20 protein-coding genes are annotated in these 24042 nt (G+C 72.0%); 17 read left to right on the top strand and 3 right to left on the bottom strand.

The genetic code is table 11. The annotated features are described in order from the left end of the window. Nucleotides 1–3: 3 nt before the first annotated feature. Nucleotides 4–1059, top strand: coding sequence for a c-type cytochrome biogenesis protein CcsB (gene ccsB / locus HNR12_RS13225; protein WP_179767771.1), 1056 nt, complete (start codon nt 4–6; stop codon nt 1057–1059). A gap of 78 nt (nt 1060–1137) precedes the next feature. On the opposite strand, the gene HNR12_RS13220 is transcribed toward ccsB, so the two are convergent. Continuing rightward, nucleotides 1138–1482 (bottom strand): PLD nuclease N-terminal domain-containing protein, encoded by a 345-nt coding sequence (locus tag HNR12_RS13220; protein ID WP_179767770.1) that lies wholly within the window; start codon nt 1480–1482, stop codon nt 1138–1140. A 177-nt stretch (nt 1483–1659) separates the two neighbouring features. After that, nucleotides 1660–1860: a BldC family transcriptional regulator gene (locus HNR12_RS13215; RefSeq protein WP_040275033.1), complete on the bottom strand. Its 201-nt coding sequence runs from the start codon at nt 1858–1860 to the stop codon at nt 1660–1662. Between the two features lie 389 nt (nt 1861–2249). Between HNR12_RS13215 and HNR12_RS13210 the strand changes: the two genes are divergently transcribed. Further along, nucleotides 2250–2693: a DUF4229 domain-containing protein gene (locus tag HNR12_RS13210; protein WP_179767769.1), complete on the top strand. Its 444-nt coding sequence runs from the start codon at nt 2250–2252 to the stop codon at nt 2691–2693. Nucleotides 2694–4289: 1596 nt separating this feature from the next. Here HNR12_RS13210 and HNR12_RS13205 read toward each other — a convergent pair. After that, complete coding sequence (locus HNR12_RS13205; RefSeq protein ID WP_338119759.1) at nt 4290–5609, bottom strand: hypothetical protein; 1320 nt, start codon at nt 5607–5609, stop codon at nt 4290–4292. 469 nt (nt 5610–6078) lie between these two features. Between HNR12_RS13205 and HNR12_RS13200 the strand changes: the two genes are divergently transcribed. The 15 genes from HNR12_RS13200 to HNR12_RS13130 all read left to right on the top strand — a co-directional run bounded on the left by HNR12_RS13200 (nt 6079) and on the right by HNR12_RS13130 (nt 24034). Next, nucleotides 6079–6789 (top strand): demethylmenaquinone methyltransferase, encoded by a 711-nt coding sequence (locus tag HNR12_RS13200; protein WP_179767768.1) that lies wholly within the window; start codon nt 6079–6081, stop codon nt 6787–6789. 1487 nt (nt 6790–8276) lie between these two features. Further along, nucleotides 8277–9587: a geranylgeranyl reductase family protein gene (locus tag HNR12_RS13195; RefSeq protein WP_179767767.1), complete on the top strand. Its 1311-nt coding sequence runs from the start codon at nt 8277–8279 to the stop codon at nt 9585–9587. A gap of 160 nt (nt 9588–9747) precedes the next feature. Beyond that, the gene (locus tag HNR12_RS13190; protein WP_179767766.1) at nt 9748–10107 is read left to right on the top strand and encodes an NADH-quinone oxidoreductase subunit A; all 360 of its coding nucleotides are present in this window, start codon (nt 9748–9750) and stop codon (nt 10105–10107) included. 88 nt (nt 10108–10195) lie between these two features. Beyond that, the gene (locus tag HNR12_RS13185; RefSeq protein ID WP_179767765.1) at nt 10196–10768 is read left to right on the top strand and encodes a NuoB/complex I 20 kDa subunit family protein; all 573 of its coding nucleotides are present in this window, start codon (nt 10196–10198) and stop codon (nt 10766–10768) included. After that, a complete protein-coding gene (locus tag HNR12_RS13180) occupies nt 10768–11544 on the top strand; it encodes an NADH-quinone oxidoreductase subunit C (RefSeq protein ID WP_179767764.1) in 777 nt (258 codons plus the stop codon). Before HNR12_RS13185 ends, HNR12_RS13180 begins: the two co-directional genes overlap by 1 nt. Beyond that, complete coding sequence (locus HNR12_RS13175) at nt 11541–12839, top strand: NADH-quinone oxidoreductase subunit D (protein ID WP_179767763.1); 1299 nt, start codon at nt 11541–11543, stop codon at nt 12837–12839. Before HNR12_RS13180 ends, HNR12_RS13175 begins: the two co-directional genes overlap by 4 nt. Further along, entirely contained in the window at nt 12836–13546 is a 711-nt protein-coding gene (gene nuoE, locus HNR12_RS13170; RefSeq protein ID WP_179767762.1) for an NADH-quinone oxidoreductase subunit NuoE, read from the top strand. Before HNR12_RS13175 ends, nuoE begins: the two co-directional genes overlap by 4 nt. Then, a complete protein-coding gene (gene nuoF, locus HNR12_RS13165; RefSeq protein WP_179767761.1) occupies nt 13543–14874 on the top strand; it encodes an NADH-quinone oxidoreductase subunit NuoF in 1332 nt (443 codons plus the stop codon). The genes nuoE and nuoF overlap by 4 nt, the downstream gene beginning before the upstream one ends. Next, nucleotides 14871–17378 (top strand): NADH-quinone oxidoreductase subunit G, encoded by a 2508-nt coding sequence (locus HNR12_RS13160; protein WP_179767760.1) that lies wholly within the window; start codon nt 14871–14873, stop codon nt 17376–17378. The genes nuoF and HNR12_RS13160 overlap by 4 nt, the downstream gene beginning before the upstream one ends. Further along, nucleotides 17378–18718: an NADH-quinone oxidoreductase subunit NuoH gene (gene nuoH, locus HNR12_RS13155; RefSeq protein ID WP_179767759.1), complete on the top strand. Its 1341-nt coding sequence runs from the start codon at nt 17378–17380 to the stop codon at nt 18716–18718. Before HNR12_RS13160 ends, nuoH begins: the two co-directional genes overlap by 1 nt. After that, the gene (nuoI, locus tag HNR12_RS13150) at nt 18711–19265 is read left to right on the top strand and encodes an NADH-quinone oxidoreductase subunit NuoI (protein WP_179767758.1); all 555 of its coding nucleotides are present in this window, start codon (nt 18711–18713) and stop codon (nt 19263–19265) included. The genes nuoH and nuoI overlap by 8 nt, the downstream gene beginning before the upstream one ends. Further along, nucleotides 19265–20215 carry an NADH-quinone oxidoreductase subunit J gene (locus HNR12_RS13145; RefSeq protein WP_179767757.1) on the top strand — a complete coding sequence of 317 codons (951 nt, stop codon included), beginning with the start codon at nt 19265–19267 and terminating at the stop codon, nt 20213–20215. The genes nuoI and HNR12_RS13145 overlap by 1 nt, the downstream gene beginning before the upstream one ends. Beyond that, nucleotides 20203–20502, top strand: a complete 300-nt coding sequence (gene nuoK / locus HNR12_RS13140) for an NADH-quinone oxidoreductase subunit NuoK (RefSeq protein WP_179767756.1) — start codon at nt 20203–20205, stop codon at nt 20500–20502. The genes HNR12_RS13145 and nuoK overlap by 13 nt, the downstream gene beginning before the upstream one ends. 14 nt (nt 20503–20516) lie before the next feature. Further along, nucleotides 20517–22472 (top strand): NADH-quinone oxidoreductase subunit L, encoded by a 1956-nt coding sequence (nuoL, locus tag HNR12_RS13135; protein WP_179767755.1) that lies wholly within the window; start codon nt 20517–20519, stop codon nt 22470–22472. After that, a complete protein-coding gene (locus HNR12_RS13130) occupies nt 22472–24034 on the top strand; it encodes an NADH-quinone oxidoreductase subunit M (RefSeq protein WP_179767754.1) in 1563 nt (520 codons plus the stop codon). The genes nuoL and HNR12_RS13130 overlap by 1 nt, the downstream gene beginning before the upstream one ends. The last annotated feature ends 8 nt before the right edge of the window (nt 24035–24042 follow it).

Genomic DNA, 24042 nt, shown 5'->3' with positions numbered 1-24042 from the left:
CCGGTGGAGCACACGCTCGCCGCCGAGACAGCGGTGGACACCAACCTCGCCGCGGTCAGCGACTCGCTGATCATCGCGATGATCGTGGCCTACGCGATCGCGCTGTTCCTGTTCGCCGTGGAGGCGGCCTACGGGCGGCGCCGGCGCCTGCGCGCCAACCGGCTGATGCCGGCGGGCGCCGCGGCCGAGCCCGCGGCGGTGGGCGCAGCCGGCCCCGCGGCGGCGGGCGGCGGGGGCATGGCCGACCTCGACGCCGAGGACGACATGGAGGTGCGGCTGCGCCGGGAGGAGCCCGAGCCCAGCGCCGCCCAGCACGTCGTCGGCCGGATCGCGGTGGTCGTGACCGCGCTGGGCCTGCTGCTCAACGCCGGGCAGATCGCCACCCGCGGCCTGGCCGCGGACCGCTGGCCGTGGGGCAACATGTTCGAGTTCGTGGTGGCGATCTGCCTGTGCAGCGTCGCCGCGTTCCTCTACGCCGCGGTCCGCTACCAGGCGCGGTTCCTGGGCACGTTCGTGCTGCTGCCGGTGCTGGTGCTGCTGGGGATCGCCGCGCGCTGGCTCTACAGCGAGGCCGGGCCGGTCATCCCGGCGCTGCACTCCTACTGGATCGCCATCCACGTGTCGGCCGCCATCATCGCCACCGGCGGGTTCATGGTGGCCGGGGCGGGCGCCATCGCCTACCTGATGGCGCGGCGCACCGAGATCCGCCGCGCGGCGGGCGAGCGGGTGAGCGGGGTGGCCGCCAAGCTGCCCGACTCCGAGCTGCTGGACCGGGTCTCGCACCGCTTCATCGTGCTGGCGTTCCCGCTGTGGACGTTCGCGATCATCGCGGGCGCGGTGTGGGCCGACGAGGCGTGGGGCCGGTTCTGGGGCTGGGACCCCAAGGAGGTGTGGTCGTTCATCACCTGGGTGGCCTACGCCGCCTACCTGCACGCCCGCGCCACCGCCGGCTGGCGCGGCAGCAAGGCCACCTGGATCGGGCTGATCGGGTTCGGCTGCCTGCTGTTCAACTTCTTCGCCGTGAACTACCTGTTCAGCGGGCTGCACAGCTACGCCTGAGCGGGTTTCCGCCCTGGAACGCGACGTGCGGGCCGCCCCGGTGGGGGCGGCCCGCAGGCGTGTGCGCGGTGTGCGGCGCTAGTCCTCGGGGTTGATGCGCCGGTTCAGCATGCGCAGGAACTCCGGGTCGTCGTCGGGGCCGCGCGGGACGTCGTGCGAGGACGGGCCCTCGAAGTCCGCCGGGTCAAGGTCCTCCAGCGAGGCGGCCTCAGCGGGGGTGTCCAGCGGCTCCGGGGTGTTCCTGGGGCGGCCGAGGAAGATCCACAGCAGCGGGCCGACCGGGGTGAACAGGACGATGATGATCAGCCACAGGATCTTCGGCAGATTGCGCACCTCGGCGGCGGGACTGGTGAGCGCGTCGAAGAACGCGTACACCCAGAGCACGATCGTGAGCAGCGTGATAAGGCCAGCGAGCCACACCATGGTTTCAGCCTATCCGGGATCGTTTCCGAACGCGCCGGAACGAATTGGCCCGGTGGCCACGCGGGAGCGGGACGCTCCGTCGCTCCGGCGCGTGTGCGCGAAGCGAGGATCCCGGTGGCGGTGGACGGCGCGTCGCCGCGGGGGCTCCGACGAGCGGGCGACCTACGGGCGCCCGGTTCAGGGCGTGGACTCGGTTGGCTCTCCATGGAGTAGGGCGCGGACTTCGGACTCGCGGAACCGGCGGTGACCGCCGGGTGTGCGGATGCTGCTGATCCGTCCCGAGGCGGCCCACCGCGTCACGGTCTTGGGGTCGACTCGGAAGAGGGATGCCACCTCTCCAGGGGTCAGCAAGCGTTCGCTTCCTCTTTCCACCTTCACAATCCCCCTTCGGGCCCGCCAAGTGTCTTTGGGGGAGGCGGGCGTTTGCTCCCCTAGTGTGCATGAGTTAGTCCGTTTCCTCCCTAGTTTTCGTAAAAACAGAGAGGAACAGGTGGCGAGTGCGCGATATGTGATCGGAACGTAACCTTCATTTCGGAGGTCCGGATTCGAGGGTCCCATCATCGGTATGGCCCTTCCGCCCGCCCCGCTCCACGCCCTCCCGCCGGGGGCGGATCCGGGCGCCGCCGACCAGCCCTTACCCTGGCAAGGACGGGGCGGAGGCGCTCGCACGCCACCTCAAGCGGGCGGTCGCATGCCGGCCATCGCCGACCGCGCGCCGCGCCCACGTCTCAATCTATTGCCGATTGATCCGTTGTGAGGCGGTTTTCATGCGTAGCGTCGTCGCCTACACCGCAGCCCGGCTGCTGCTGTTCGCGGTGGCCTTCGGAGTCCTGTACCTCCTGGGCGCCCGGGGCCTGCTGGCCGCCGCCCTCGCGGTGCTGATCAGCGGCATGGTGAGCTACGTGCTCCTGGCCCGCCAGCGGGACGCCGTGTCGGCCGTCATCGCCGGAGGCATCGCCAACATGCGCGGAATCGGCGACCGCCTGGAGGCAGGAGCCGCCAAGGAGGACGCCGCCCAGGCGGCGGCCCGGAGCGAGGCCGCGGAGAGCGCGGCCGGCGGGCCCAAGGACGGCACCGAGGGCGGTGCGGCCGGCCAGGAGCGCGCCGAGAAGGAGTCCGGCGAGGGCGCGGACGGGCCCCGCGAGGAGAGCGGGGAAGGCGCCGCGGCAACGGCCGCGCCGAGCGCGCCGGGTTCGACCGCCGAGCGCTGAACCCAGCCCGGCAATCCCTCAGCCGCCCCCGGGGCCACCGCAGCCGCCCCGGGGGAAGGGTTACCGTCCCGCTCCGCCCCGTCCGGCGGCGGGGATCTGACGGGGATCTGAGGCGCCGCCGAAGGCGTCGAGGCGAGCGCGGTTTCCGTGCCCGGACGATCGGAGAGAGCCCGGCCGGACACGGATGCGGCCCCAGCGGACCCGATCCGGGGCGTCCCCGCTCGGCGGTCGCCGAGGGGACCGGGTGGCCAGGTAGTCGGAAGTGCGTTCACCCACCGGCGGGGGCGGTGGGCGGCCGAGGCCCCATCGCGGCGGCGAGGCGCCCAGGGGGCCGGGCGGCGTTCACCGGTGCTGCCGGAGTGGGCTCGGGCGGTAACGACGGCGGCGCAGGGTGCGGGCGAACTCCCATCGGAGCCCTTCGCGACGGCCGGGCCCAGCGACGTCGGCGTGCCGGAGGGCGTGCGACCGCCGGACTGGCGTGGTCGGCGTCCCCCGCCTCGGCGACATGAGTGAACGCGACGGCGGGGCGTCGGCAAGGTCGACGGAAGGCGCTGTCCAGGCGGATTATCTCAGCATGTGAGACGAAAATCGCCTGCCCCTGACGATATACGTTTCCCGGTCATCCCGACGTGCGAAAAGGCCAGACTCGTCACCCATGAAAAGGGGCGCATTGGCCAAATCGGGCACGGAGGGGCGCATTCTGTCTCATGGTGTGGACACCCTCTGCCGCTGAGCTGCGAAAAATCCTCATGTGGCATTGTGAAACGGGCAAAGCGTCGAAATGGGCAGGCTGTATACCATCGACATTAGGCTTTTTGCATTCCCGCGCGGACGCCCACAGCAGAACGGCGCGGCACCACCCAAATGCGGCCACCGCATCCCCTTCGACCAGCCGACGAATGCCGACCTCGCAGCCCCGGCCCTCTGCGCAAACCCGCCCGCCGGAGCCGCGCCGTCAACACCCCCGCGCGAGAAGAGGCGGCCACCGCCGCCCCGTTCGGGCCTGGGCCGCCCGCCGAGAGTCCCGCTGGAGGCTCGCCCCCCGCCGCCCTTGGTGCCCGCGTCGCCACCCGATTGCGGCGCGGGGAGATGCGGTGGTCGCGCGGCCGGGCCACAGGCGCCCTCGCCGCCCGCCGTCGCGGCCGAGTCCCGGCTGACAGGCCGGTGGCTCCGGCCGTGGCCACGCGCCGCCCTGGTCGGCGCCCCGTTGGCCCGGCCCACCGGCCGACAGAATCGAGAGGGGTTCGCCCCGGCCCTCAGCGCCCCCGGGTGCCATCGTCGCGGCCTTCGCCGACCGGGTCTTGGCGATGGCCGAGTGCCCGGCTTGCCGCCGCGACCAGACCTCGGCCGACCGCCGAGGGCACCGGTTGTCAAAGCCCCGGCCATCCGAAGCCCCGGCGCAGCGTCGTCGCCCGCCGCCCTGGCAGGCGCCCGGCCGATGCATGGACGCCGGGGCCGAGCGGCTTCAATTCCCTGGCCCTCACCTGGGACGACGGCGGGATGACCACCGCTCGCGGTCCGGACGGGCGATGGGCGGCGGCCTTCGCCCGCCGCCCATCGCCCGTCCTTCCGCCGTTCCGCGTCAGTTCGCCGTCGTCACCTGAGCGGGAACATGCCGATCCGGCCCTTGTACTCGCCGCCCAGGCGGGTGGTGTCGCTGCCGACGTACAGGCCGTCGGCCGTGGCCAGCAGGGCCTCGGCGCCGTGGCCCCGTTCGCGGCCGGGGTTCCAGGGCAGGGCCTTGCCCGTCCGCGGGTCGATGGCCCCGATGCCCTCGCGCTCAACCGCGCCGGGCCCGGCGTCGTGCTGGCCCTCGGGGTTGTCCATCCACCGCTGGTGTCCGCCCACGTAGACCGCCGCGCCGGTGGCCGCGACCGAGTACACGGCGTCGCCGCCGGTGTGGTTCACCCACGTGGGGTCGGCACCCGCGGGACCGTTGGACTCCCAGCGGGCCACCGTCTTGCAGATGCCTTCCTTGATGGAGGGGCCGCCGGCCGTCGCCACCACGAAGTAGGACCCGTCCGGGGCGAAGTCGATCTGGCGCAGGTAGGTGTTCATGCGCTCGTAGTCGCACGGCTTGCTGTAGGCGCTCGTGGACCAGTTGCTCAGCCGGGCCGGGGTCGAACCGGTGTTGATCACGGCGATCTGGTAGCGGCCCTTGCCCTCCACCTTGGTGAAGGTTCCGGCGATGACGAGCTTGTCGCCGCTGGGGCTGACCGCCAGCTCTCCCACGCGGAGGTCGCCGCGCCGGGGCTCGGAGATGGTGATGTCCAGTCCCTTGTCCAGCTCGCCGGTGTCGGCGTCGAACCGGGCGACGCCCGTGCGCTCGGTCCCGTTGACCGAGGTGAAGGAGCCGCCCGCGTAGAGCTGGCCGCCGTGCGCGGCGAGGCGGTACACCGAGCCGTTGTCGATCGAGGCGGAGAAGCCGTCCACCGGCTCGCCGTCAACGGTGGAGAGGAGCGCGAGGCCCCGGTGCGGTTCGCCGTTGACGTGCTCGAACCTGCCGCCGATGAAGACGGTGCGGCCGGGGCCGGGGACCACGCTGCGGATGGTGCCGTCCACCTCGGGCCGGAAGGTCGAGCTGATCTCACCGGTGCCGGGCTCGAAGGCGAAGATCCGGTCGCGCTCCAGGGTGTCCTCGCCCTCGGGGTCCGAGACCTCGGTGAAGTCGCCGGCGGCGACCACGAGGCCGCCCGCCTCGGCGATGGTCGTGACCGAGCCGTCGAGGACGTGCGGGGTCCAGTTGACGGGGTTCTCGCTGACCACCCCGCTGTGCCGGGCGCCCGCGTGCGCGGGCGACGGGGCCACGACGGTCGAGGCCGAGGCGGCGGCGAAGACGCTCAGCGCTACCGCCAGCGCGAACGGAAGCCGGTGCCGCAGTGCGGCAGGTGAGTAAGCGGTACGGACGGTGGCCACAGGCTGCCTCCAGGTCGAAGTAGAGCCAGGGGGGACAAAGGCGCGCCACCGACGCCCGGCCGCGCGGGTCCGGACACGAACCACCGAGTCGCCGTTGAGACCGACGTCCGGCGGGCGCGATCTTTCGATCACACAGAGTAACGTTTTATGCACTACCGGGTTACCGAAAAGGCGGTTTGGGCACGCGCGTGTCGCGGATTCGGCCGACAACGCCGCCCTGAACCGGCCGGACCACTGCCGCAGGCAGACACGAGCACGGTGGACGTGACCGAATCCGCGCTCACCGTCTCACAACCCCGCAGGCCGGTCAGTGCTCCCCGCACGCGGGGATGGCCCCTGCACGGTGTTGGCCGCCCGCGGCAGGCCGAGGTGCTCCCCGCGCAGGCGGGAATGGGACGTTCAGCGACAGGGGAGGGGCATACCGTCATGCCGGGTCGGCATCCGCCGGCACCGGCTCTAAAGTGGACGCATGACCCGCGCTGAGCTTGACAAGCGGCCCGCCGATGTCGCGACCATGTTCGACTCCATCGCCGACCGCTACGACCTCGCCAACGACGTCCTTTCCCTCTGGCAGGACCGGCTGTGGCGGCGTGCCACCGTGCGGGCGGTCGAGGCGTACAGCGGTGAACTGGTCCTCGACCTCGCCGCCGGAACCGGGACCTCGTCGGAGTCCTTCACGGGCAAGGGCGCGCGGGTCATCGCGTGCGACTTCTCCCAGGGGATGCTGCGCGTGGGCGCCGAGCGGCTGGGCGGGGCCTCCCGGCGCGGGGTCACCTTCGTGGCGGGCGACGCCCTCGCGCTGCCCTTCAACGACGAGACGTTCGACGCCGTGACCGTGTCCTTCGGTCTGCGCAACGTCTACGACCTCGACCAGGCGCTGCGCGAGCTGCGGCGGGTGACCAAGGTCGGCGGCCGACTCGTCATCTGCGAGTTCAACCACATCCCCTTCCGGCCGCTGGACAAGATCTACACCACCTACCTCATGGCGGCGCTCCCGCACGTGGCCCGGGTGATCACCTCCGACTCGTCCGCCTACGAGTACCTTTCGGAGTCGATCATGGCCTGGCCCGACCAGCAGGCCCTCGCCGCGCGCATCCAGGAGGCGGGCTGGGACCGCGTCGCCTGGCGCAACCTCACCTTCGGCGTCGTCGCCCTGCACCGAGGCTTCCGCACGAAGTAGCGGCCCCGGCTCGGCCGGGCGCGTCGCGACCCGGCCGGCCGGGTCCACCGCCGCTGTGCCGCGCGCCCCCGTTGCGATGCGCTCATCAGCGGCCGTCGCGACGTTGCGCCGCAACCGGTCTCCGTCGGCGCGCTGGGAGACGCCGCCCGCGCTCAAGTCGCGCGGCGACTCATCGCCGTTTACCAGGCGAGACCGCCTCCCGGTGGCGCGGCCCTGCGCGGTCGCGTGCTCGGCACTCTCCACGCACCTGGAGGCGAGCCGCCGCGCGCGCAGCGCGAGCGGCAGCGGCGGGTGTCCTCTCCCCACACACGTGGAGGTGAACGGATTCTGCGCGGACGCGGTGGGGGACCGCGTATGCGTACACTTCGCCGCCCGCCCGCCCTTCCTGACACCCGCCCCGCCTTTTTCGCTCGCTCCGGACCATGGCCGCGGCGCTTCGGCGGCGGATGACCGGCCGACCGGCCGGCCCGAAACCTCCAGGCGCCACCCCGGCTGTCCCATCTGCGCGCGTGGCGCGAGGCGCGCCTCTTCCCGCGCGGACATCCCGCCGCGCGCCCCCATACCACACCGGGCGCAGTGCTCCCGCCCGTAGTGGTCCGCGCTTAACCACCACTCCTGGGTGACCGAAACCCGCCCACCTGCAATTCCCATTGCTTCGGTGGAAATTCCAGGCCGCCGCCCAGCGGCTTTTTCCGCGCCTATCCCAGCCTTTCCGTGCCCCCGTCGACCGGGGGTCCGGCCCGCTCGCGCGCCACCGCCCGCTCCCGATCGCGCTGCCCCCTCCACCGCGCCGCGACGTGTCGCGGCCGACCTCTCTTTGCGGCCACGTCCACGGCGAGCCGCGCCGCGCCGTGGCGGGCCGGCGGCGGGCCGGCCGCACCGTACCCCTCTCACCTGCGCGGATCCGGCTTCGCGCACCCCGGCCGCGCCCCATTCGGCTGAACCTCCGCCGACCCCCGCCGCGCCGCCGCCCGCGTCACCCCATCTCTGGAATCCCGCATCGCGGAAATCTCTCATTCTCCACAAAACGCCATTGGCGGGGCAAAACACTGGCAAAGCAATTTAGGTTTGCCTAACTTTACCGACAAATTGACTGGGCGTCCCGTTTGTCGCTGAAAACGCCGCAAGGCGACGAATGCACCCCTGGGGGTCGCCCCGCGAACCGGAAAGGTCTAGACTGCGAACCGAGCGTCCTTGTGAAGGACTTCACAAGCGTACGAGTCGCAGATAACAGCACATCAGCCGCCACGTGGCAGCCAGCCGCGCGGGGGCCGCGGGCAGGACGGCGCGACCCGCCCCGGGCGTCCGCCCAGCCGACCAGAGAACCCACACCCGACCCGCAGAAGCCACAGCCACCACACAGCCGAACCGGCCAGGCAGGCCGGCCCAGACCAGCCACCCGCACCACCGCAGTCCGCCCGCACAAGCGCCGACACCGGGCGCACCCCCGAGCGCGATGCCGCGCACCGCACGTCAAGGACCAACTCGTGAGCGAGACAGCACCCGCCCTCCAGTCTGTCCAGGACCGCCGCCCCGCCGGCGAGTCCGCCGACGTCATCGTCGTCGGCGCCGGACCCTCCGGGTCCACGGTCGCCTATTACCTGGCGCAGGCCGGACTGGACGTCCTCCTCCTGGAGAAGACCGCCTTCCCCCGCGAGAAGGTCTGCGGCGACGGCCTCACCCCCCGCGCGGTCAAGCAGCTCACCGCCATGGGCGTCTCCCTCGACGACAAGGCCTGGATCCGCAACCACGGACTGCGCATCATCGGCGGCGGCGTCCGCATCGAGCTCCCCTGGCCCGAACTCGGCGAGTTCCCCGACTTCGGCCTGGTCCGCACCCGCCACGACTTCGACCAGATCCTGGCCGAGCGCGCCGTCTCCGCCGGCGCCCGCCTGCTCCAGCGGACCAACGTCACCGGCCCGGTCATCGACCCCCGCGGCAACCGCATCGTCGGCGTGAACGCCAAGGACCCCGACGGCGAGCCGGTCACCTACCGGGCCCCCCTCGTCGTCGCCGCCGACGGCAACTCCTCCCGCCTGTCGGTCGCCATGGGCATCCGCAAGCGCGACGACCGCCCCATGGGCGTCGCCGTGCGCACCTACTTCACCAGCCCCCGCCACGACGACGACTACCTGGAGTCCTGGCTGGAGCTGTGGGACAGAACCGAGGGCCGCGACGTCCTGCTGCCCGGCTACGGCTGGGTCTTCGGTGTCGGCGACGGCACCAGCAACGTCGGCCTGGGCATCCTCAACTCCACGGCGTCCTTCCGCGATGTCGACTACCGCGCCCTTTTGCGCCGCTGGACCGAGAGCATGCCCGCCGAGTGGGGGTTCACCCAGGACAACCAGCAGGGGGCCATCCGCGGCGCCGCCCTCCCCATGGGCTTCAACCGCACGCCGCACTACACCCGCGGCCTGCTGCTGGTCGGCGACGCCGGAGGCATGATCAACCCCTTCAACGGCGAGGGCATCGCCTACGCCATGGAGGCCGGCCACATCGCCGCCGACGTCATCGTCCAGGCGCACGCCCGGCCCACCCAGCAGACCCGCGAGCGGACCCTGCTGCGCTATCCGCGGATCCTCTCCGAGACCTACGGCGGCTACTACACGCTGGGCCGCTACTTCGTGAAGATGATCGGCCAGCCGGAGTTCATGAAGTACGCCACCAAGTACGGCCTGCCGCAGCGCACCCTCATGCGGTTCACGCTGAAGATGCTGGCCAACCTGACCGAGCCCACCCGCGGCGACGCCATGGACCGCGTCATCAACGGGCTGAGCAGGATCGCGCCCGCGGCCTAGCCGCGCTCCGGAGGGTTCGCATGCACGCGACGCAGCCACCGCACAACCGGTCGCACCGGTACGTGAACGCAATCACAAGCGGGACCCGACCGCCCCGCCCGCACGCCAGGCCGCGGCGCGAGGTCGCCGCCGCACCGCTTCTTGAGGGGAACGGCTAGCCATGGAGCTGTACGCACCGATCTTCGTCCTCGCCGCGATCGGCGCCGCGTTCGTCGTGGTCTCGATGGTCGTGGGCTCCATCGCCGGACCCAAGCGCTACAACCGCGCCAAGCTCCAGGCCTACGAGTGCGGCATCGAACCCACCCCGCAGCCCGCGGGCGGCGGCCGGTTCACGATCAAGTACTACCTCACGGCGATGCTCTTCATCGTCTTCGACATCGAGATCATCTTCCTCTACCCCTGGGCGGTCCACTTCGACGAACTCGGGGTCTTCGGCCTGATCGCGATGGTCCTGTTCCTGGTAAACGTGTCGATCGCCTACGCCTACGAATGGCGCCGCGGCGGACTGGAGTGGGAGTGAGCGCCACCACCGACGCCGTCGGCGCCCCAGGCGCCGGAGCGACCCGGAAACCGCAAACCGAGCAACCGGAGGAAAGGGGGTTCGCCGGATGGGGATCGAGGAGAAGCTGCCCAGCGGAATCCTGCTGACGACCGTCGAGCAGATCGCCGGCCTGGTGCGCAAGAGCTCCATGTGGCCGGCCACGTTCGGCCTGGCGTGCTGCGCCATCGAGATGATGTCGGCGGGCGGACCGCACTACGACATCGCCAGGTACGGCATGGAGAAGTTCGGCGCCACGCCGCGCCAGGCCGACCTGATGATCGTCGCGGGCCGGGTGAGCCAGAAGATGGCCCCCGTCCTGCGCCAGATCTACGACCAGATGCCCGAGCCCAAGTGGGTCATCGCCATGGGCGTCTGCGCCTCCAGCGGCGGCATGTTCAACAACTACGCCATCGTGCAGGGCGTCGACCACATCGTGCCGGTCGACATGTACCTGCCCGGCTGCCCGCCGCGCCCGGAGATGCTGTTCGACGCCGTCCTCAAGCTGCACGACAAGGTGCAGAACACCAAGCTCGGCGCGCACCGCCGGCGCGAGATCGAGGAAGAGGAGGAGCGCAAGCTCCGCCGCCAGCTGCCCTACCCGGTCTTCGCCGCCACCGAGCACAGCGAGGGGGTGGGCTGATGAGCCTCAACGGCAACGGGTCCGCGCCCGCCCCCGGCGAGGAGGGCGAGGAGCGCGTCGACGAGAACCTGCCCGCGCGCGCCGGCCGGGAGCGGCTGAACGCCGACGTCGACCGCCGCGGCATGTTCGGCGCCAAGACCACCGGCGACACCTCCGGCTACGGCCGGCTGCTGGTGCGCCGGCAGCCGCCGCTGGCCTCCGAGCGGCCCTACACCCACCCCGACGACCCGCGCACCTCGTCGTTCGACGCGGTCGCCGACGCGCTGGAGCGGGCGCTGGGCAAGTCGCCGGTCGCCTACGGCCAGGCCGTGGAGCGCGTGGTGGTCGACCGCGGCGAGATCACCTTCCACGTGCGCCGCGAGCACCTGGTCGAGGTCGCCCGCCGCCTGCGCGACGACCCCGACCTGCGGTTCGAGCTGTGCCTGGGCGTGACCGGCGTGCACTACCCGCACGACACCGGCCGCGAACTGCACGCCGTCTACCTGATGCGCTCCATCACGCACAACACCGAGATCCGGGTCGAGACCGCCTGCCCCGACGCCGACCCCCACATCCCCTCGATCGTGTCGGTCTACCCCACCAACGACTGGCACGAGCGCGAGGCGTGGGACTTCTTCGGCATCGTCTTCGACGGCCACCCCGCCCTGACCCGCATCGAGATGCCCGACGACTGGAACGGCCACCCCCAGCGCAAGGACTACCCGCTGGGCGGCATCCCGGTGGAGTACCGGGGCGCCACCATCCCGCCGCCCGACGAGCGGAGGTCTTACCAATGACGAACGTCACCGAGGACTACATCGACGCCTCCGGCGGCGACTGGGACGAGGTCGTCGCCGCCGCGCAGGCCAGCAGCGCCGAGCGCCTGGTGGTCAACATGGGCCCCCAGCACCCCTCCACCCACGGCGTGCTGCGGCTCATCCTCACCCTCGACGGCGAGACCTGCACCGAGGCGCGCGTCGGCATCGGCTACCTGCACACCGGCATCGAGAAGAACATGGAGTACCGGACGTGGACGCAGGGCACCACGTTCGTGACCCGCATGGACTACCTCACGCCGATCTTCAACGAGACGGCGTACTGCCTGTCGGTCGAGAAGCTGCTGGGCATCACCGACCGCATCCCCGAGCGCGCCAACGTCATCCGGGTGCTCATGATGGAGCTGAACCGGATGTCGTCGCACTTCGTGGCCATGGCGACCTTCGGCATGGAGCTGGGCGCCACCACGATCATGACCAACGGGTTCCGTGAGCGCGAGATGGTGCTCGACATCTTCGAGCTGATCACCGGCCTGCGGATGAACCACGCCTACATCCGTCCCGGCGGCGTGGCCCAGGACCTCCCGCCCGAGGCCGAGGGCAGGATCCGCGAGCTGCTGAAGGAGATGCCCAAGCGCGTCACCATCATGCGCAAGATGCTCGACGCCAACCCGCTGTACCTGGCGCGCACGCGCGACGTCGCCCACCTCGACCTGGCCGGGTGCATGGCGCTGGGCGTCACCGGCCCGCTGCTGCGCGCCTCCGGCCTGGCCTGGGACCTGCGCAAGGCCAAGCCCTACTGCGGCTACGAGAACTACGAGTTCGACATCCCCGTGGCCGAGGCCGGCGACGTCTACGCCCGCTACCGGGTGCGCCTGGCCGAGATCGAGCAGAGCCTGCGCATCATCGAGCAGTGCCTGGACCGGCTGCGCCCGGGCCCGGTCATGATCGAGGACGCCAAGATCGGCTGGCCCGCCAAGCTGGAGCTGGGCGCCGACGGCCTGGGCAACTCGCCCGACCACATCGCCCACATCATGGGCGGGTCCATGGAGGCCCTCATCCACCACTTCAAACTGGTCACCGAGGGCTTCCGCGTCCCGGCCGGCCAGGCCTACGCCGCCGTCGAGAGCGCCAAGGGCGAACTCGGCAGCCACGTGGTCAGCGACGGCGGCACCCGCCCCTACCGCGTGCACTTCCGCGACCCCTCGTTCACCCACCTGCAGGCGGTGGCCGCCATGTGCGAGGGCGGCACCGTCGCCGACGTGATCGCCGCGGTCGCCAGTATCGACCCCGTGATGGGAGGGGTGGACAGGTGAGCACCACGTTCCCCGAAGAGGTCCGCGCGCGCCTTGAGGTCGACGCCAAGGAGATCATCGGCCGCTACCCGCGCGAGCGCTCGGCGCTGCTGCCGCTGCTGCACCTGGTGCAGGCCGAGGAGGGCTACGTCAGCGCCGCCGGCATCCGGTTCTGCGCCGACCAGCTCGGGCTGACCACCGCCGAGGTCACCGCCGTGGCGACCTTCTACACCATGTACAAGCGGCGGCCCACCGGCGAGTACCACGTCGGGGTGTGCACCAACACGCTGTGCGCGGTGATGGGCGGCGACGAGATCTTCGCCGCCCTCAAGGAGCACCTGGGCGTGGGCAACGACGAGACCACCGAGGACGGCCGCGTCTCGGTGGAGCACATCGAGTGCAACGCCGCCTGCGACTTCGCGCCGGTCGTGATGGTCAACTGGGAGTTCTTCGACAACCAGACGCCCGAGTCCGCCCGGAGGCTGGTCGACGACCTGCGCCTGGGCAAGGACGTCAAGCCCACCCGCGGCCCCGACCGGCTGTGCACCTGGAAGGAGGCCAGCCGCATCCTCGCCGGGTTCGGCGACGGCCGCGGCACCGAGGGCGTGCAGGCCGGCGGCCCCTCCCTGGAGGGACTGCGGCTGGCCCGCGAGCGCGGCTGGGCGGCGCCCGACCCCGACTCCGTCCGCCCCGCCCCCGCCGACGGCGACGAAGGGAGCGCGAAGTGACCACCCTGACCCCCGTGCTGTCGGCCAACTGGGACCGCGCCGACTCCTTCACCCTGGAGGGCTACCGGGCCACCGGCGGCTACCAGGCGCTGCGCACCGCCCTGGGCATGGCGCCCGACACCCTGGTCGACCTGGTCAAGGCGTCGGGCCTGCGCGGCCGCGGCGGCGCCGGGTTCCCCACCGGGATGAAGTGGGGCTTCCTGCCCAAGGACAACCCCAACCCGCGCTACCTGGTCGTCAACGCCGACGAGTCCGAGCCGGGCACCTGCAAGGACGTCCCGCTGCTGCTGGCCAACCCGCACGTCCTCGTCGAGGGCGTGATCATCGCGGCCTACGCCATCCGCAGCTCCCAGGCGTTCATCTACGTGCGCGGCGAGGTGCTGCACGTCATCCGCCGGCTGCGGCACGCCGTGGAGGAGGCCCGCTCGGCCGGCCTGATCGGCAAGGACATCCTGGGCAGCGGGTTCGACCTCGACGTGGTCGTGCACGCCGGCGCCGGCGCCTACATCTGCGGCGAGGAGACCGCGCTGCTGGACTCCCTGGAGGGCTACCGGGGCCAGCCCCGGCTCAAGCCGCCGTTCCCCGCCGTGGCCGGGCTCTACGCCTCGCCCACGGTGGTCAACAACGTGGAGTCCATCGCCAGCGTCCCCGCGATCGTCGCCAACGGCGCCGAGTGGTTCACCGCCATGGGCACCGAGAAGTCCGCCGGGTTCGGGTTCTTCTCGCTGTCGGGCCACGTGGTCCGCCCCGGCCAGTACGAGGCGCCGCTGGGCATCACCCTGCGCGAACTCCTCGACATGGCCGGCGGGATCCGCCCCGGCCACCGGCTGAAGTTCTGGACCCCCGGCGGGTCCTCCACCCCGATCTTCACCGAGGAGCACCTCGACACCCCGCTGGACTTCGAGTCCGTGGGCGCGGCCGGCTCCATGCTGGGCACCCGGGCGCTGCAGATCTTCGACGAGACCACGTGCGTGGTGCGCGCCGTCGGCCGCTGGATCGAGTTCTACGCCCACGAGTCCTGCGGCAAGTGCACGCCCTGCCGCGAGGGCAACTACTGGATGGTGCAGGTGCTGGACCGGCTGGAGCACGGCCGGGGCACCGAGGCCGACCTCGACAAGCTGCTGGACATCTGCGACAACCTGCTGGGCCGCTCCTTCTGCGCGCTCGGCGACGGCGCCACCAGCCCGGTCATGTCCTCCATCAAGCACTTCCGCCAGGAGTACATCGACCACGTCACCCAGGGCGGGTGCCCGTTCGACCACAGCAGGTCGACCGTGTGGGCCGACCGGCCCCTCGCCGGCGCCCGGGCAGGAGAGGAGGAGCGGTGACCGTCACCACCAACAGCACCGCGGGCGGCCCGCCGGCCGTCCCGCCCGAGGACCTTGTCACCGTCACCATCGACGGCTTCCAGATCCAGGTCCCCAAGGGCACGCTGGTCATCCGGGCCGCCGAGCTGCTGGGCATCCAGATCCCGCGCTTCTGCGACCACCCGCTGCTGGACCCGGTGGGCGCCTGCCGCCAGTGCCTGGTCGAGATCCCCGACGCCGGCAACGGGCGGCCCATGCCCAAGCCGCAGGCGTCGTGCACGATCACCGTCATGGAGGGCATGGTCGTCAAGACCCAGCTCACCTCGGCGGTGGCCGACAAGGCCCAGCGGGGCATCATGGAGTTCCTGCTGGTCAACCACCCGCTGGACTGCCCCGTCTGCGACAAGGGCGGCGAGTGCCCCCTGCAGAACCAGGCGATGTCCAACGGGCAGGGCGAGACCCGCTTCGTCGACGTCAAGCGCACCTTCCCCAAGCCGGTGCCGCTGTCGACCCAGGTGCTCCTGGACCGCGAGCGCTGCATCCAGTGCGCGCGCTGCACCCGCTTCTCCGCCCAGATCGCCGGCGACCCCTTCATCGAACTGCTGGAGCGCGGGGCCTCCGAGCAGGTCGGGATCGCCGAGGGCGAGCCGTTCCAGTCCTACTTCTCCGGCAACACCGTGCAGATCTGCCCGGTGGGCGCCCTCACCGGCGCCGCCTACCGGTTCCGCTCGCGCCCCTTCGACCTGGTCAGCACGCCCAGCGTGTGCGAGCATTGCGCCTCGGGCTGCGCCCAGCGCACCGACCACCGGCGCGGCACGGTCATGCGGCGGCTGGCCGGCGACGACCCCGAGGTCAACGAGGAGTGGAACTGCGACAAGGGCCGGTGGGCGTTCAAGTACGCCACCCAGCCCGACCGGATCACCCGCCCCCTGGTGCGCGACGAGGAGACCCGCGCGCTGGAGGCGGCGTCCTGGCCCGAGGCCGTCTCCACCGCCGCCGCCGGCCTGGCCCGCGCCCGCGACCGCGGCGGCCGGGTCGGGGTGATCACCGGGGGCCGCCTCACCCTTGAGGACTCCTACGCCTACGCCAAGTTCGCGCGGCTGGCGCTGCGCACCAACAGCGTCGACATGCGGGCCCGCCCGCACTCCGCCGAGGAGGCCGACTTCCTGGCCGCCCGGGTCGCCGGCACCGGTATCGGGGTCACCTACGCCGACATCGAGGCCGCCCCGGCGGTGCTGCTGGCCGGGTTCGACCCCGAGGACGAGTCGCCGGTGGTGTTCCTGCGGCTGCGCAAGGCCCACCGCAAGAACCGGCTGCGGGTCTTCTCCGTCGCCTCCCACGCCGCGCGCGGCCTGGACAAGACCGGCGGCACGCTGATCCCCGCGGCGCCCGGCGACGAGTCCCGCGTCCTGGACCAGATCAGCGACCTCGCGCCCGAGGCCGTCGAGGCGCTGCGCGCCCGGGGCGCGCTCATCCTCGCCGGCGAGCGCCTGGCCCAGGTGCCCGGCGCGCTGTCGTCGGTGGCCCGCCTGGCCGACCGCACCGGCGCGCGCCTGGCCTGGATCCCGCGCCGGGCCGGGGAGCGCGGCGCGGTCGAGGCGGGCGCGCTGCCCAACCTGCTGCCCGGCGGGCGGCCCGTCTCCGACGCCACGGCCCGCGCCGAGGTCGCCCGCGCCTGGGGCGTGGGCGCGCTGCCCGAGCGCGAGGGCCGCGGCACCGCCGAGATCCTCGCGGCGGCCGCCGAGGGCGAGCTGGAGGCGCTGCTCATCGCCGGCGTGGAGCTGGACGACCTGCCCGACCCCGAGCTGGCCCGCGCCGCCCTGGCCCGGGTGCCGTTCGTCGTCAGCGTCGAGATGCGCGCCGGCGCCATCACCGACCGCGCCGACGTGGTGCTGCCGGTGGCCGCCGTCGCCGAGAAGAGCGGCACGTTCCTCGACTGGGAGGGCCGCGCCCGGTCCTTCGGCACCGCGCTGAAGAAGCCGGGGACGCTGTCGGACCTGCGGGTGCTGTCCGCGCTCGCCGACGAGATGGACGTCCACCTGGGCCTGCCCGACGACGCCGCCGCGCGCGCCGAGCTGGAGCGGCTGGGCCCCTGGCAGGGCGAGCGGGTGCCCGACCCGCTGAGCCGCCCGGCGCCGCTGCCGCGGCCGGAACGGGGCGAGGCCCTGCTGTCCACCTGGCGCCAGCTGCTGGGCCGCGGGCGCATGGAGGACGGCGAGCCCTACCTGGCGGGCACCGCCCGCCCGGCCGTGGCGCGGGTCTCGGCCGCCACCGCCGCCGAGATCGGCCTGCCCGACGGCGGGCGGCTGCGCGTCACCGGGCCCGGCGGGTCGGTCAGCGTGCCGGCGCTGGTGGTGCCCATGCCCGACCGCGTGGTGTGGCTGCCGGCCAACGCCCGCGACTGCGACGTCCGCCGCGACCTGGGCGCCGACGCCGGCGCGGTGGTGCGCCTGGAGGCCGAACGGGGCGCGGGCCTCGACGTCGAGGCCCGGCCGACCGCGACGAGTGCTGGGAGCGACCAGTGATGACCATCGCCCAAGGCGCCGAGCCCGGGCTCGGCGCGTTCGGCACCGACCCCTGGTGGATCACCCTCATCAAGGCGCTGGTGATCTTCGTCTTCCTGATGGTCTGCGTGCTGATGATGATCATGGCCGACCGCAAGGTCATGGGCCGCATGCAGCAGCGCCACGGCCCCAACCGGTTCGGTCCGCTGGGCCTGCTCCAGTCGCTGGCCGACGGCGTGAAGCTGTCGCTGAAGGAGGACGTGATCCCGCGCGGCGTGGACCGGCTGGTCTACATCGCGGCGCCCATGATCGCGGCCGTCCCGGCGTTCATCGCCTTCTCGGTGATCCCGGTCGGCCCCGAGGTCACCATGTTCGGGGTGCGGACCCCGCTCCAGCTCACCGACCTGCCGATCGCCGCGCTGGTCGTGCTGGCCACCGCCGCCATCGGCGTCTACGGGATCGTGCTGGGCGGCTGGGCCTCCCAGTCGCCCTACGCCCTGCTCGGCGGGCTGCGGGCGTCGGCCCAGGTCATCAGCTACGAGATCGCCATGGGCCTGTCGTTCGTGGCGGTGTTCATGTACTCGGGGACGCTGACCACCTCGGGCATCGTCGAGGCGCAGCGCCCGCTGTGGTTCGCGGTGATCCTGCTGCCGTCGTTCCTCATCTACCTGGTCACGATGATCGGCGAGACCAACCGGCTGCCGTTCGACCTGGCCGAGGGCGAGGGCGAGATCGTCGGCGGGTTCATGACCGAGTACGGGTCGATGAAGTTCACGATGTTCTTCCTCGCCGAGTACGTGAACATGGTGACCGTCGCCGCGGTCTCGGTGACGTTCTTCCTCGGCGGCTGGCTCGCGCCGCCGCCCATCACCTCGTTCTGGGCGGGCGCCAACGAGGGCTACTGGCCGATCCTGTGGTGGCTGGTGAAGTTCCTCGCCGTGATGTTCCTGTTCATCTGGGTGCGGGGCTCGCTGCCGCGCATCCGCTACGACCAGCTCATGCAGCTCGGCTGGAAGATCCTCATCCCCGTGCAGCTCGTGTGGATCACCGCGGTCGCCGTGGTGCGCATCCTCGTCAACGAGGGCGCGCCCGCGGGTGCCGTCGCCGCCGTGGTCGCGGGCTTCGCGGCGGTGGTGGTCGCGGCCGTCTGGGGCTTCGCCCGCTCGGCCCGGCGCCGGCGCGCCGCCGCGGCCGCCGAGCGTGAGGAGGAGCTGCGGCTCATGCGCGACGACCCCGCCTACGGAGGCTTCCCGGTGCCACCGCAGAACGCACCCCACTACGGCAGCAGCGTGCCGGCCGAGGGACCCCGCCCCGGTGCGCGGGTCCCCCACGACAAGCGTGAGGAGGTTACCGGTGCTTGACTGGCTCAACCCCGTCAAGGGGTTCGGCGTCACCTTCCACACCATGTTCAAGAAGGTGCCGACCGTCAACTACCCCGAGGAGGTGCGGCCCACCGCGCCGCGCTTCCACGGCCGCCACCAGCTCAACCGCTGGCCCGACGGGCTGGAGAAGTGCATCGGGTGCGAGCTGTGCGCCTGGGCCTGCCCGGCCGACGCGATCTACGTGGAGGGCGGCGACAACACCGAGGACTCCCGGTTCTCGCCCGGCGAGCGCTACGGCCGCGTCTACCAGATCAACTACCTGCGGTGCATCCTGTGCGGGCTGTGCGTGGAGGCCTGCCCCACCCGCGCGCTTACGATGACCAACGAGTACGAGATCGCCGACGACGAGCGCGAGAGCCTGATCTGGACCAAGGAGCAGCTCCTCGCCCCGCTCAGGGAGGGCATGGAGGCGCCGCCGCACCCGATGCGGCTCGGCGAGACCGAGGAGGACTACTACCGGCAGGGCCCCGCCTTCGCCAAGGCCGCCGCGGGCGAGCCCGCCGCCGACGGTAAGGCGGCCCGGTGATGCCGGGCGCGCTCGCCGCCGCCGCGGCGGCCCCCATCGGCGGGCTGGAGACCGCCGCCTTCTACGTGATCGGCGCCGTGGTCGTGCTCGGCGCGCTCGGGGTGGTCTTCAGCCGCAAGGCGGTCCACTCGGCCGTGCTGATGGCGATGGTCATGCTCGGCCTGGCCGTGTTCTACGGCATGAACCAGGCGCCGTTCCTGATGGTCGTGCAGATCGTCGTCTACACCGGCGCGGTCCTGATGCTGTTCCTGTTCGTGCTGATGCTGGTGGGTGTCAGCTCGGCGGACTCCCTGGTGGAGACCCTGCGCGGGCAGCGGCTGCTCACCGCCGTGGTGGCGGCGTGCTTCCTGGGCGCGCTCGCGCTGGGCCTGACCCGCATCACCGCCGGCGACCCCGCCGGGCTGGGCGCGGGCACCGCGGCCGCCGGGGGCAGCGTCCCCTGGATCGCGAGCGAGGTCATCTACCGCTACATCATCGCCTTCGAGGCCACCGGCGCGCTGCTGATCACCGCGGTGCTGGGCGCCCTGGTGCTGGCGCACGTCACCCGGCTCAAGAAGCGCCGCACCCAGCGCGAGATGGCCCGCGACCGCATCCGCGGCGACCACCCCACCCCGCTGCCCGGACCCGGCACCTACGCCCGGCACAACGCCATCGACATGCCGGCGCTGCTGCCCGACGGCTCGGTGTCGGAGCTGTCGCTCAACCCGGTCCTCACCGCCCGCGACCCCGCCCTGCAGTCGGAGGTCCCCAAGGACGTCCGGCTGGGGGTCGGCCCCCGCCCCGGCGGCGCCTCCGACTCCGCGTGGTCCAAGGAGGGCCACGCCGCCGGCGAGCGCGCGCCCGAGGAGGCCGGCTCCGCCGAGGCCGCCGACGGCACCCGCGAGCCGGGCGACGACGACCGCAACGGCGACGCCAACGGACAGGAGGCCGAGCGCTCATGGACCCGATGAACTACATCGTGCTCGCCGCGATCGTGTTCACGATCGGCGCCGTCGGGGTGCTGGTGCGGCGCAACGCCATCATCGTGTTCATGTGCGTGGAGCTGATGCTCAACGCCTGCAACCTGGCGTTCGTCGCCTTCGCCCGGATGCTCGGCGACATCGAGGGCCAGGTCATCGCGTTCTTCGTGATGATCGTGGCCGCGGCCGAGGTCGTCGTGGGCCTGGCGATCATCATGCAGATCTTTAGGACCCGCAGGTCGGCGTCGCTGGACGACGCCAACCTGCTCAAGCACTAGAAGGCGACGTGGCTGTGTCTCAACTAACCCTCGCCGCCGAGCAGCACGCGCACGCCGTCACCACCGAGGCCGGCGGGGCGGTCCTGGAGAACTCCTGGCTGCTGATCGCGCTCCCGCTGGTCGGTGCCGCGATCCTGCTGCTGGGCGGGCGCCGGACCAACGCCTGGGGCCACTGGCTCGCGGTGGCGCTGCCGCTCGCGAGCTTCGGGTGGGCCGTGGCGGCGCTGCTGCAGATGCTGGGCGCCCCGCCCGAGGAGCGGAGCTACGCGGTCCCCGTCTACACCTGGTTCTCCGTCGGCGGGTTCGACGCCGAGGTGGGCCTGCTGCTGGACCCGCTGTCCATCAGCTTCGCGCTGCTGATCACCGGGGTCGGCTCCCTCATCCACATCTACTCGGTGGGCTACATGGCCCACGACGACCGGCGCCGCCGGTTCTTCGCCTACCTGAACCTGTTCGTGGCGGCGATGCTGGTCCTGGTCCTCGCCGACAACTACGCGCTGCTGTTCCTGGGCTGGGAGGGCGTGGGCCTGGCGTCCTACCTGCTGATCGGCTTCTGGCAGCACAAGGACTCCGCGGCGGTCGCCGCGAAGAAGGCGTTCCTGGTCAACCGCGTCGGCGACATGGGCCTGCTCATCGCGATCATGCTCATGTTCACCACGTTCGGCACGGTCGCCTTCCACGACGTGTTCGGCGCGGCGGGCGAGGCCGGCCAGGGCCTGATGACCGCCATCGGCCTGCTGCTGCTCCTGGGCGCCTGCGGCAAGTCGGCCCAGCTGCCGCTCCAGTCCTGGCTCCTAGACGCCATGGAGGGCCCCACCCCGGTCTCGGCGCTGATCCACGCGGCGACCATGGTCACCGCGGGCGTCTACCTGATCGTCCGCTCGGGCGCCGTCTTCGAGGCCGCGCCCGCCGCCCAGCTCACCGTCGCCATCGTCGGCGCGGCCACGCTGCTGGCCGGCGCGGTCATCGGGTGCGCCAAGGACGACATCAAGAAGGCGCTGGCCGGCTCCACCATGAGCCAGATCGGCTACATGACCATGGCCGCCGGCCTGGGCCCCATCGGCTACGCCGCCGCCATCGCCCACCTGATCACCCACGGGTTCTTCAAGGCCGGGCTGTTCCTGGGCGCCGGCTCGGTGATGCACGGCATGAACGACGAGGTCGACATGCGCCGCTACGGCGGACTGCGCACGGCCATGCCCGTCACCTTCGCCACCTTCGGCCTGGGCTACCTCGCCATCATCGGGTTCCCGCTGCTGTCGGGGTGGTGGACCAAGGAGGGCATCATCGCCGCGGCCTTCGACAGCGGCGGCGCCGCGGGCACGGTGTTCGGCGCCGCGGCCCTGCTGGGCGCCGGGCTGACCGCGTTCTACATGACCCGCGTCATGATCATGACGTTCTTCGGCACGCGGCGCTGGGCCGACGACGCCCACCCCCACGAGTCCCCGGCGTCGATGACGGTGCCGATGATCGTGCTGGCGGTGGGCTCGGTGGCGCTGGGCGCCGTCCTGGTGTTCGGCTACCGCTTCGCGGCGTTCCTGGAGCCCGCCATCGGCGCGCCCGAGCACCACCACGCGTTCAGCATGGCCACCATGCTCACCAGCTGGCCGAGCCTGGCCGCGCTGGGCCTGATGGTGGCCGGCGTGGCCACGGCCTGGTTCATGTACGGCCGGCGGGAGGTCCCGCGCACCGCGCCGCGCGCGGGCCTGGTCACCGCCGCCGCGCGCAACGAGCTGTACGGCAACGCCATCAACGAGGGGCTGCTCATGCGGCCCGGCCAACAGGTCGCCCGGGCGCTGGCGGCCTTCGACACGTCGGTGGTCGACGGCCTGGTCAACGGGATCGCAACGAGCGTGCGCGACAGCTCGCGCGGGCTGCGCGGCGCGCAGACCGGGTTCGCCCGGACCTACGCGCTGACGATGCTGTTCGGTGCCGCCATCGTCGTCGCAACGCTGGCTGTGAGGATCTGATGACCGACATCCCCTGGCTCACCCTCGCCATCGCGCTGCCCGCCCTGGGCGGCCTGGTGGTGGCCCTGCTGCCGCGCGAGCGCGTCCAGGCCGCCAAGTGGACGGCCCTGGGCGTCAGCGGCGCCGTGCTGGCCCTGGTCGCCGTGATGGCCGCCCGGTTCGCGCCCGCCGGCGGCGACCGGCTGCAGTTCGCCGAGGTCTACCCGTGGATCCCCCGGTTCGGGGTGAACTACGCGGTCGGGGTCGACGGCATCGCGCTGGTGCTGATCCTGATGTCGGCGGTGCTGGTGCCGCTGGTCGTGCTCGCGGCCTGGCACGAGAACGACGACGCCGACGACCGCGGCAAGGGCTACTTCGCGCTGATCCTGGTCCTTGAGGCGATGATGATCGGGGTCTTCGCGGCCACCGACGTCTTCCTGTTCTACGTGTTCTTCGAGGCCATGCTCATCCCGGTCTACTTCATGATCGGGCGCTACGGGCGCGGCGAGCGGCGCCGCGCGGCCGCGGTGAAGTTCCTGCTCTACAGCCTGCTGGGCGGCCTGCTGATGCTGGTCGCGGTGATCGGCGTGTACGTCTACGGCGGCACGTTCCTGTGGAGCGAACTGGTGGGCCCCGACGGCGCGCTCGCCGGGGTCGACACCACCGCGGCGCGCTGGCTGTTCCTCGGCTTCTTCGTGGCCTTCGCGATCAAGGCGCCGATGTGGCCGGTGCACACCTGGCTGCCCACGGCGGCCGGGGCGTCGCGGCCGGGCACCGCCGTGCTGCTGGTGGGCGTGCTGGACAAGGTCGGCACCTACGGCATGCTGCGCTACTGCCTGGAGATGTTCCCCGAGGCGTCGCGCTGGTTCGTGTGGCCGGTGGTGGTGCTCAGCCTCATCAGCATCGTCTACGGCGCGGTCCTGGCCATCGCGCAGAGCGACATGATGCGGCTGATCGCCTACACCTCGGTGTCGCACTTCGGGTTCATCACCCTGGGCATCTTCGCGATGACCTCCCAGGGGCAGTCGGGTGCCGCGCTGTACATGGTCAACCACGGGTTCGCCACCGGCGCGCTGTTCCTGGTCGTCGGGTTCCTCATCGCGCGCCGGGAGTCCTCGGCGATCGGCGACTACCGGGGCGTGCAGAGGAGCGCGCCGGTGCTGGCCGGGGTGTTCCTGGTCGCCGGCCTGGCCGGGCTGGCGCTGCCGGGGCTCTCGCCGTTCGTCAGCGAGTTCCTGGTCTTCATCGGCACCTACGCGTTCCACCCGGTGCCCGCGATCATCGCCTCGGTGGGCGTGGTGCTGGCCGCGCTCTACATCCTGTGGATGTACCAGCGCACCATGACCGGCCCGGAGCCCGAGGGGGCGCCGCGGCTGCGCGACCTCAACCGCCGTGAGACCTGGGCCGTGGCGCCGCTGATCGCCCTGCTGATCGTCTTCGGCGTGTACCCGCAGCCGCTGCTGGACGCCATCAACCCGGCGGTCGACGCGACCATGCGGCAGGTCGGCGTCACCGACCCCGCACCGGCGCTCGGCGACGCCGAGACCACCGCGAGCGGGCAGGAAGAAGGGGACCACGAGTGAGTACACCG

The organism is Streptomonospora nanhaiensis (genome assembly GCF_013410565.1).
Classification (GTDB): domain Bacteria; phylum Actinomycetota; class Actinomycetes; order Streptosporangiales; family Streptosporangiaceae; genus Streptomonospora; species Streptomonospora nanhaiensis.
This window is presented reverse-complemented; position numbering and strand designations above follow the sequence as displayed.

What these genes read in the sequence shown, in the direction of transcription:
- HNR12_RS13220 (WP_179767770.1), bottom strand. Translation starts at nt 1,482, where the DNA reads ATGGTGTGGCTCGCTGGCCTTATCACGCTGCTCACGATCGTGCTCTGG.
- HNR12_RS13210 (WP_179767769.1), top strand. Translation starts at nt 2,250, where the DNA reads ATGCGTAGCGTCGTCGCCTACACCGCAGCCCGGCTGCTGCTGTTCGCG.
- HNR12_RS13200 (WP_179767768.1), top strand. Translation starts at nt 6,079, where the DNA reads ATGACCCGCGCTGAGCTTGACAAGCGGCCCGCCGATGTCGCGACCATG.
- HNR12_RS13190 (WP_179767766.1), top strand. Translation starts at nt 9,748, where the DNA reads ATGGAGCTGTACGCACCGATCTTCGTCCTCGCCGCGATCGGCGCCGCG.
- HNR12_RS13185 (WP_179767765.1), top strand. Translation starts at nt 10,196, where the DNA reads ATGGGGATCGAGGAGAAGCTGCCCAGCGGAATCCTGCTGACGACCGTC.
- HNR12_RS13180 (WP_179767764.1), top strand. Translation starts at nt 10,768, where the DNA reads ATGAGCCTCAACGGCAACGGGTCCGCGCCCGCCCCCGGCGAGGAGGGC.
- HNR12_RS13175 (WP_179767763.1), top strand. Translation starts at nt 11,541, where the DNA reads ATGACGAACGTCACCGAGGACTACATCGACGCCTCCGGCGGCGACTGG.
- nuoH (WP_179767759.1), top strand. Translation starts at nt 17,378, where the DNA reads ATGACCATCGCCCAAGGCGCCGAGCCCGGGCTCGGCGCGTTCGGCACC.
- HNR12_RS13145 (WP_179767757.1), top strand. Translation starts at nt 19,265, where the DNA reads ATGCCGGGCGCGCTCGCCGCCGCCGCGGCGGCCCCCATCGGCGGGCTG.
- nuoK (WP_179767756.1), top strand. Translation starts at nt 20,203, where the DNA reads ATGGACCCGATGAACTACATCGTGCTCGCCGCGATCGTGTTCACGATC.
- HNR12_RS13130 (WP_179767754.1), top strand. Translation starts at nt 22,472, where the DNA reads ATGACCGACATCCCCTGGCTCACCCTCGCCATCGCGCTGCCCGCCCTG.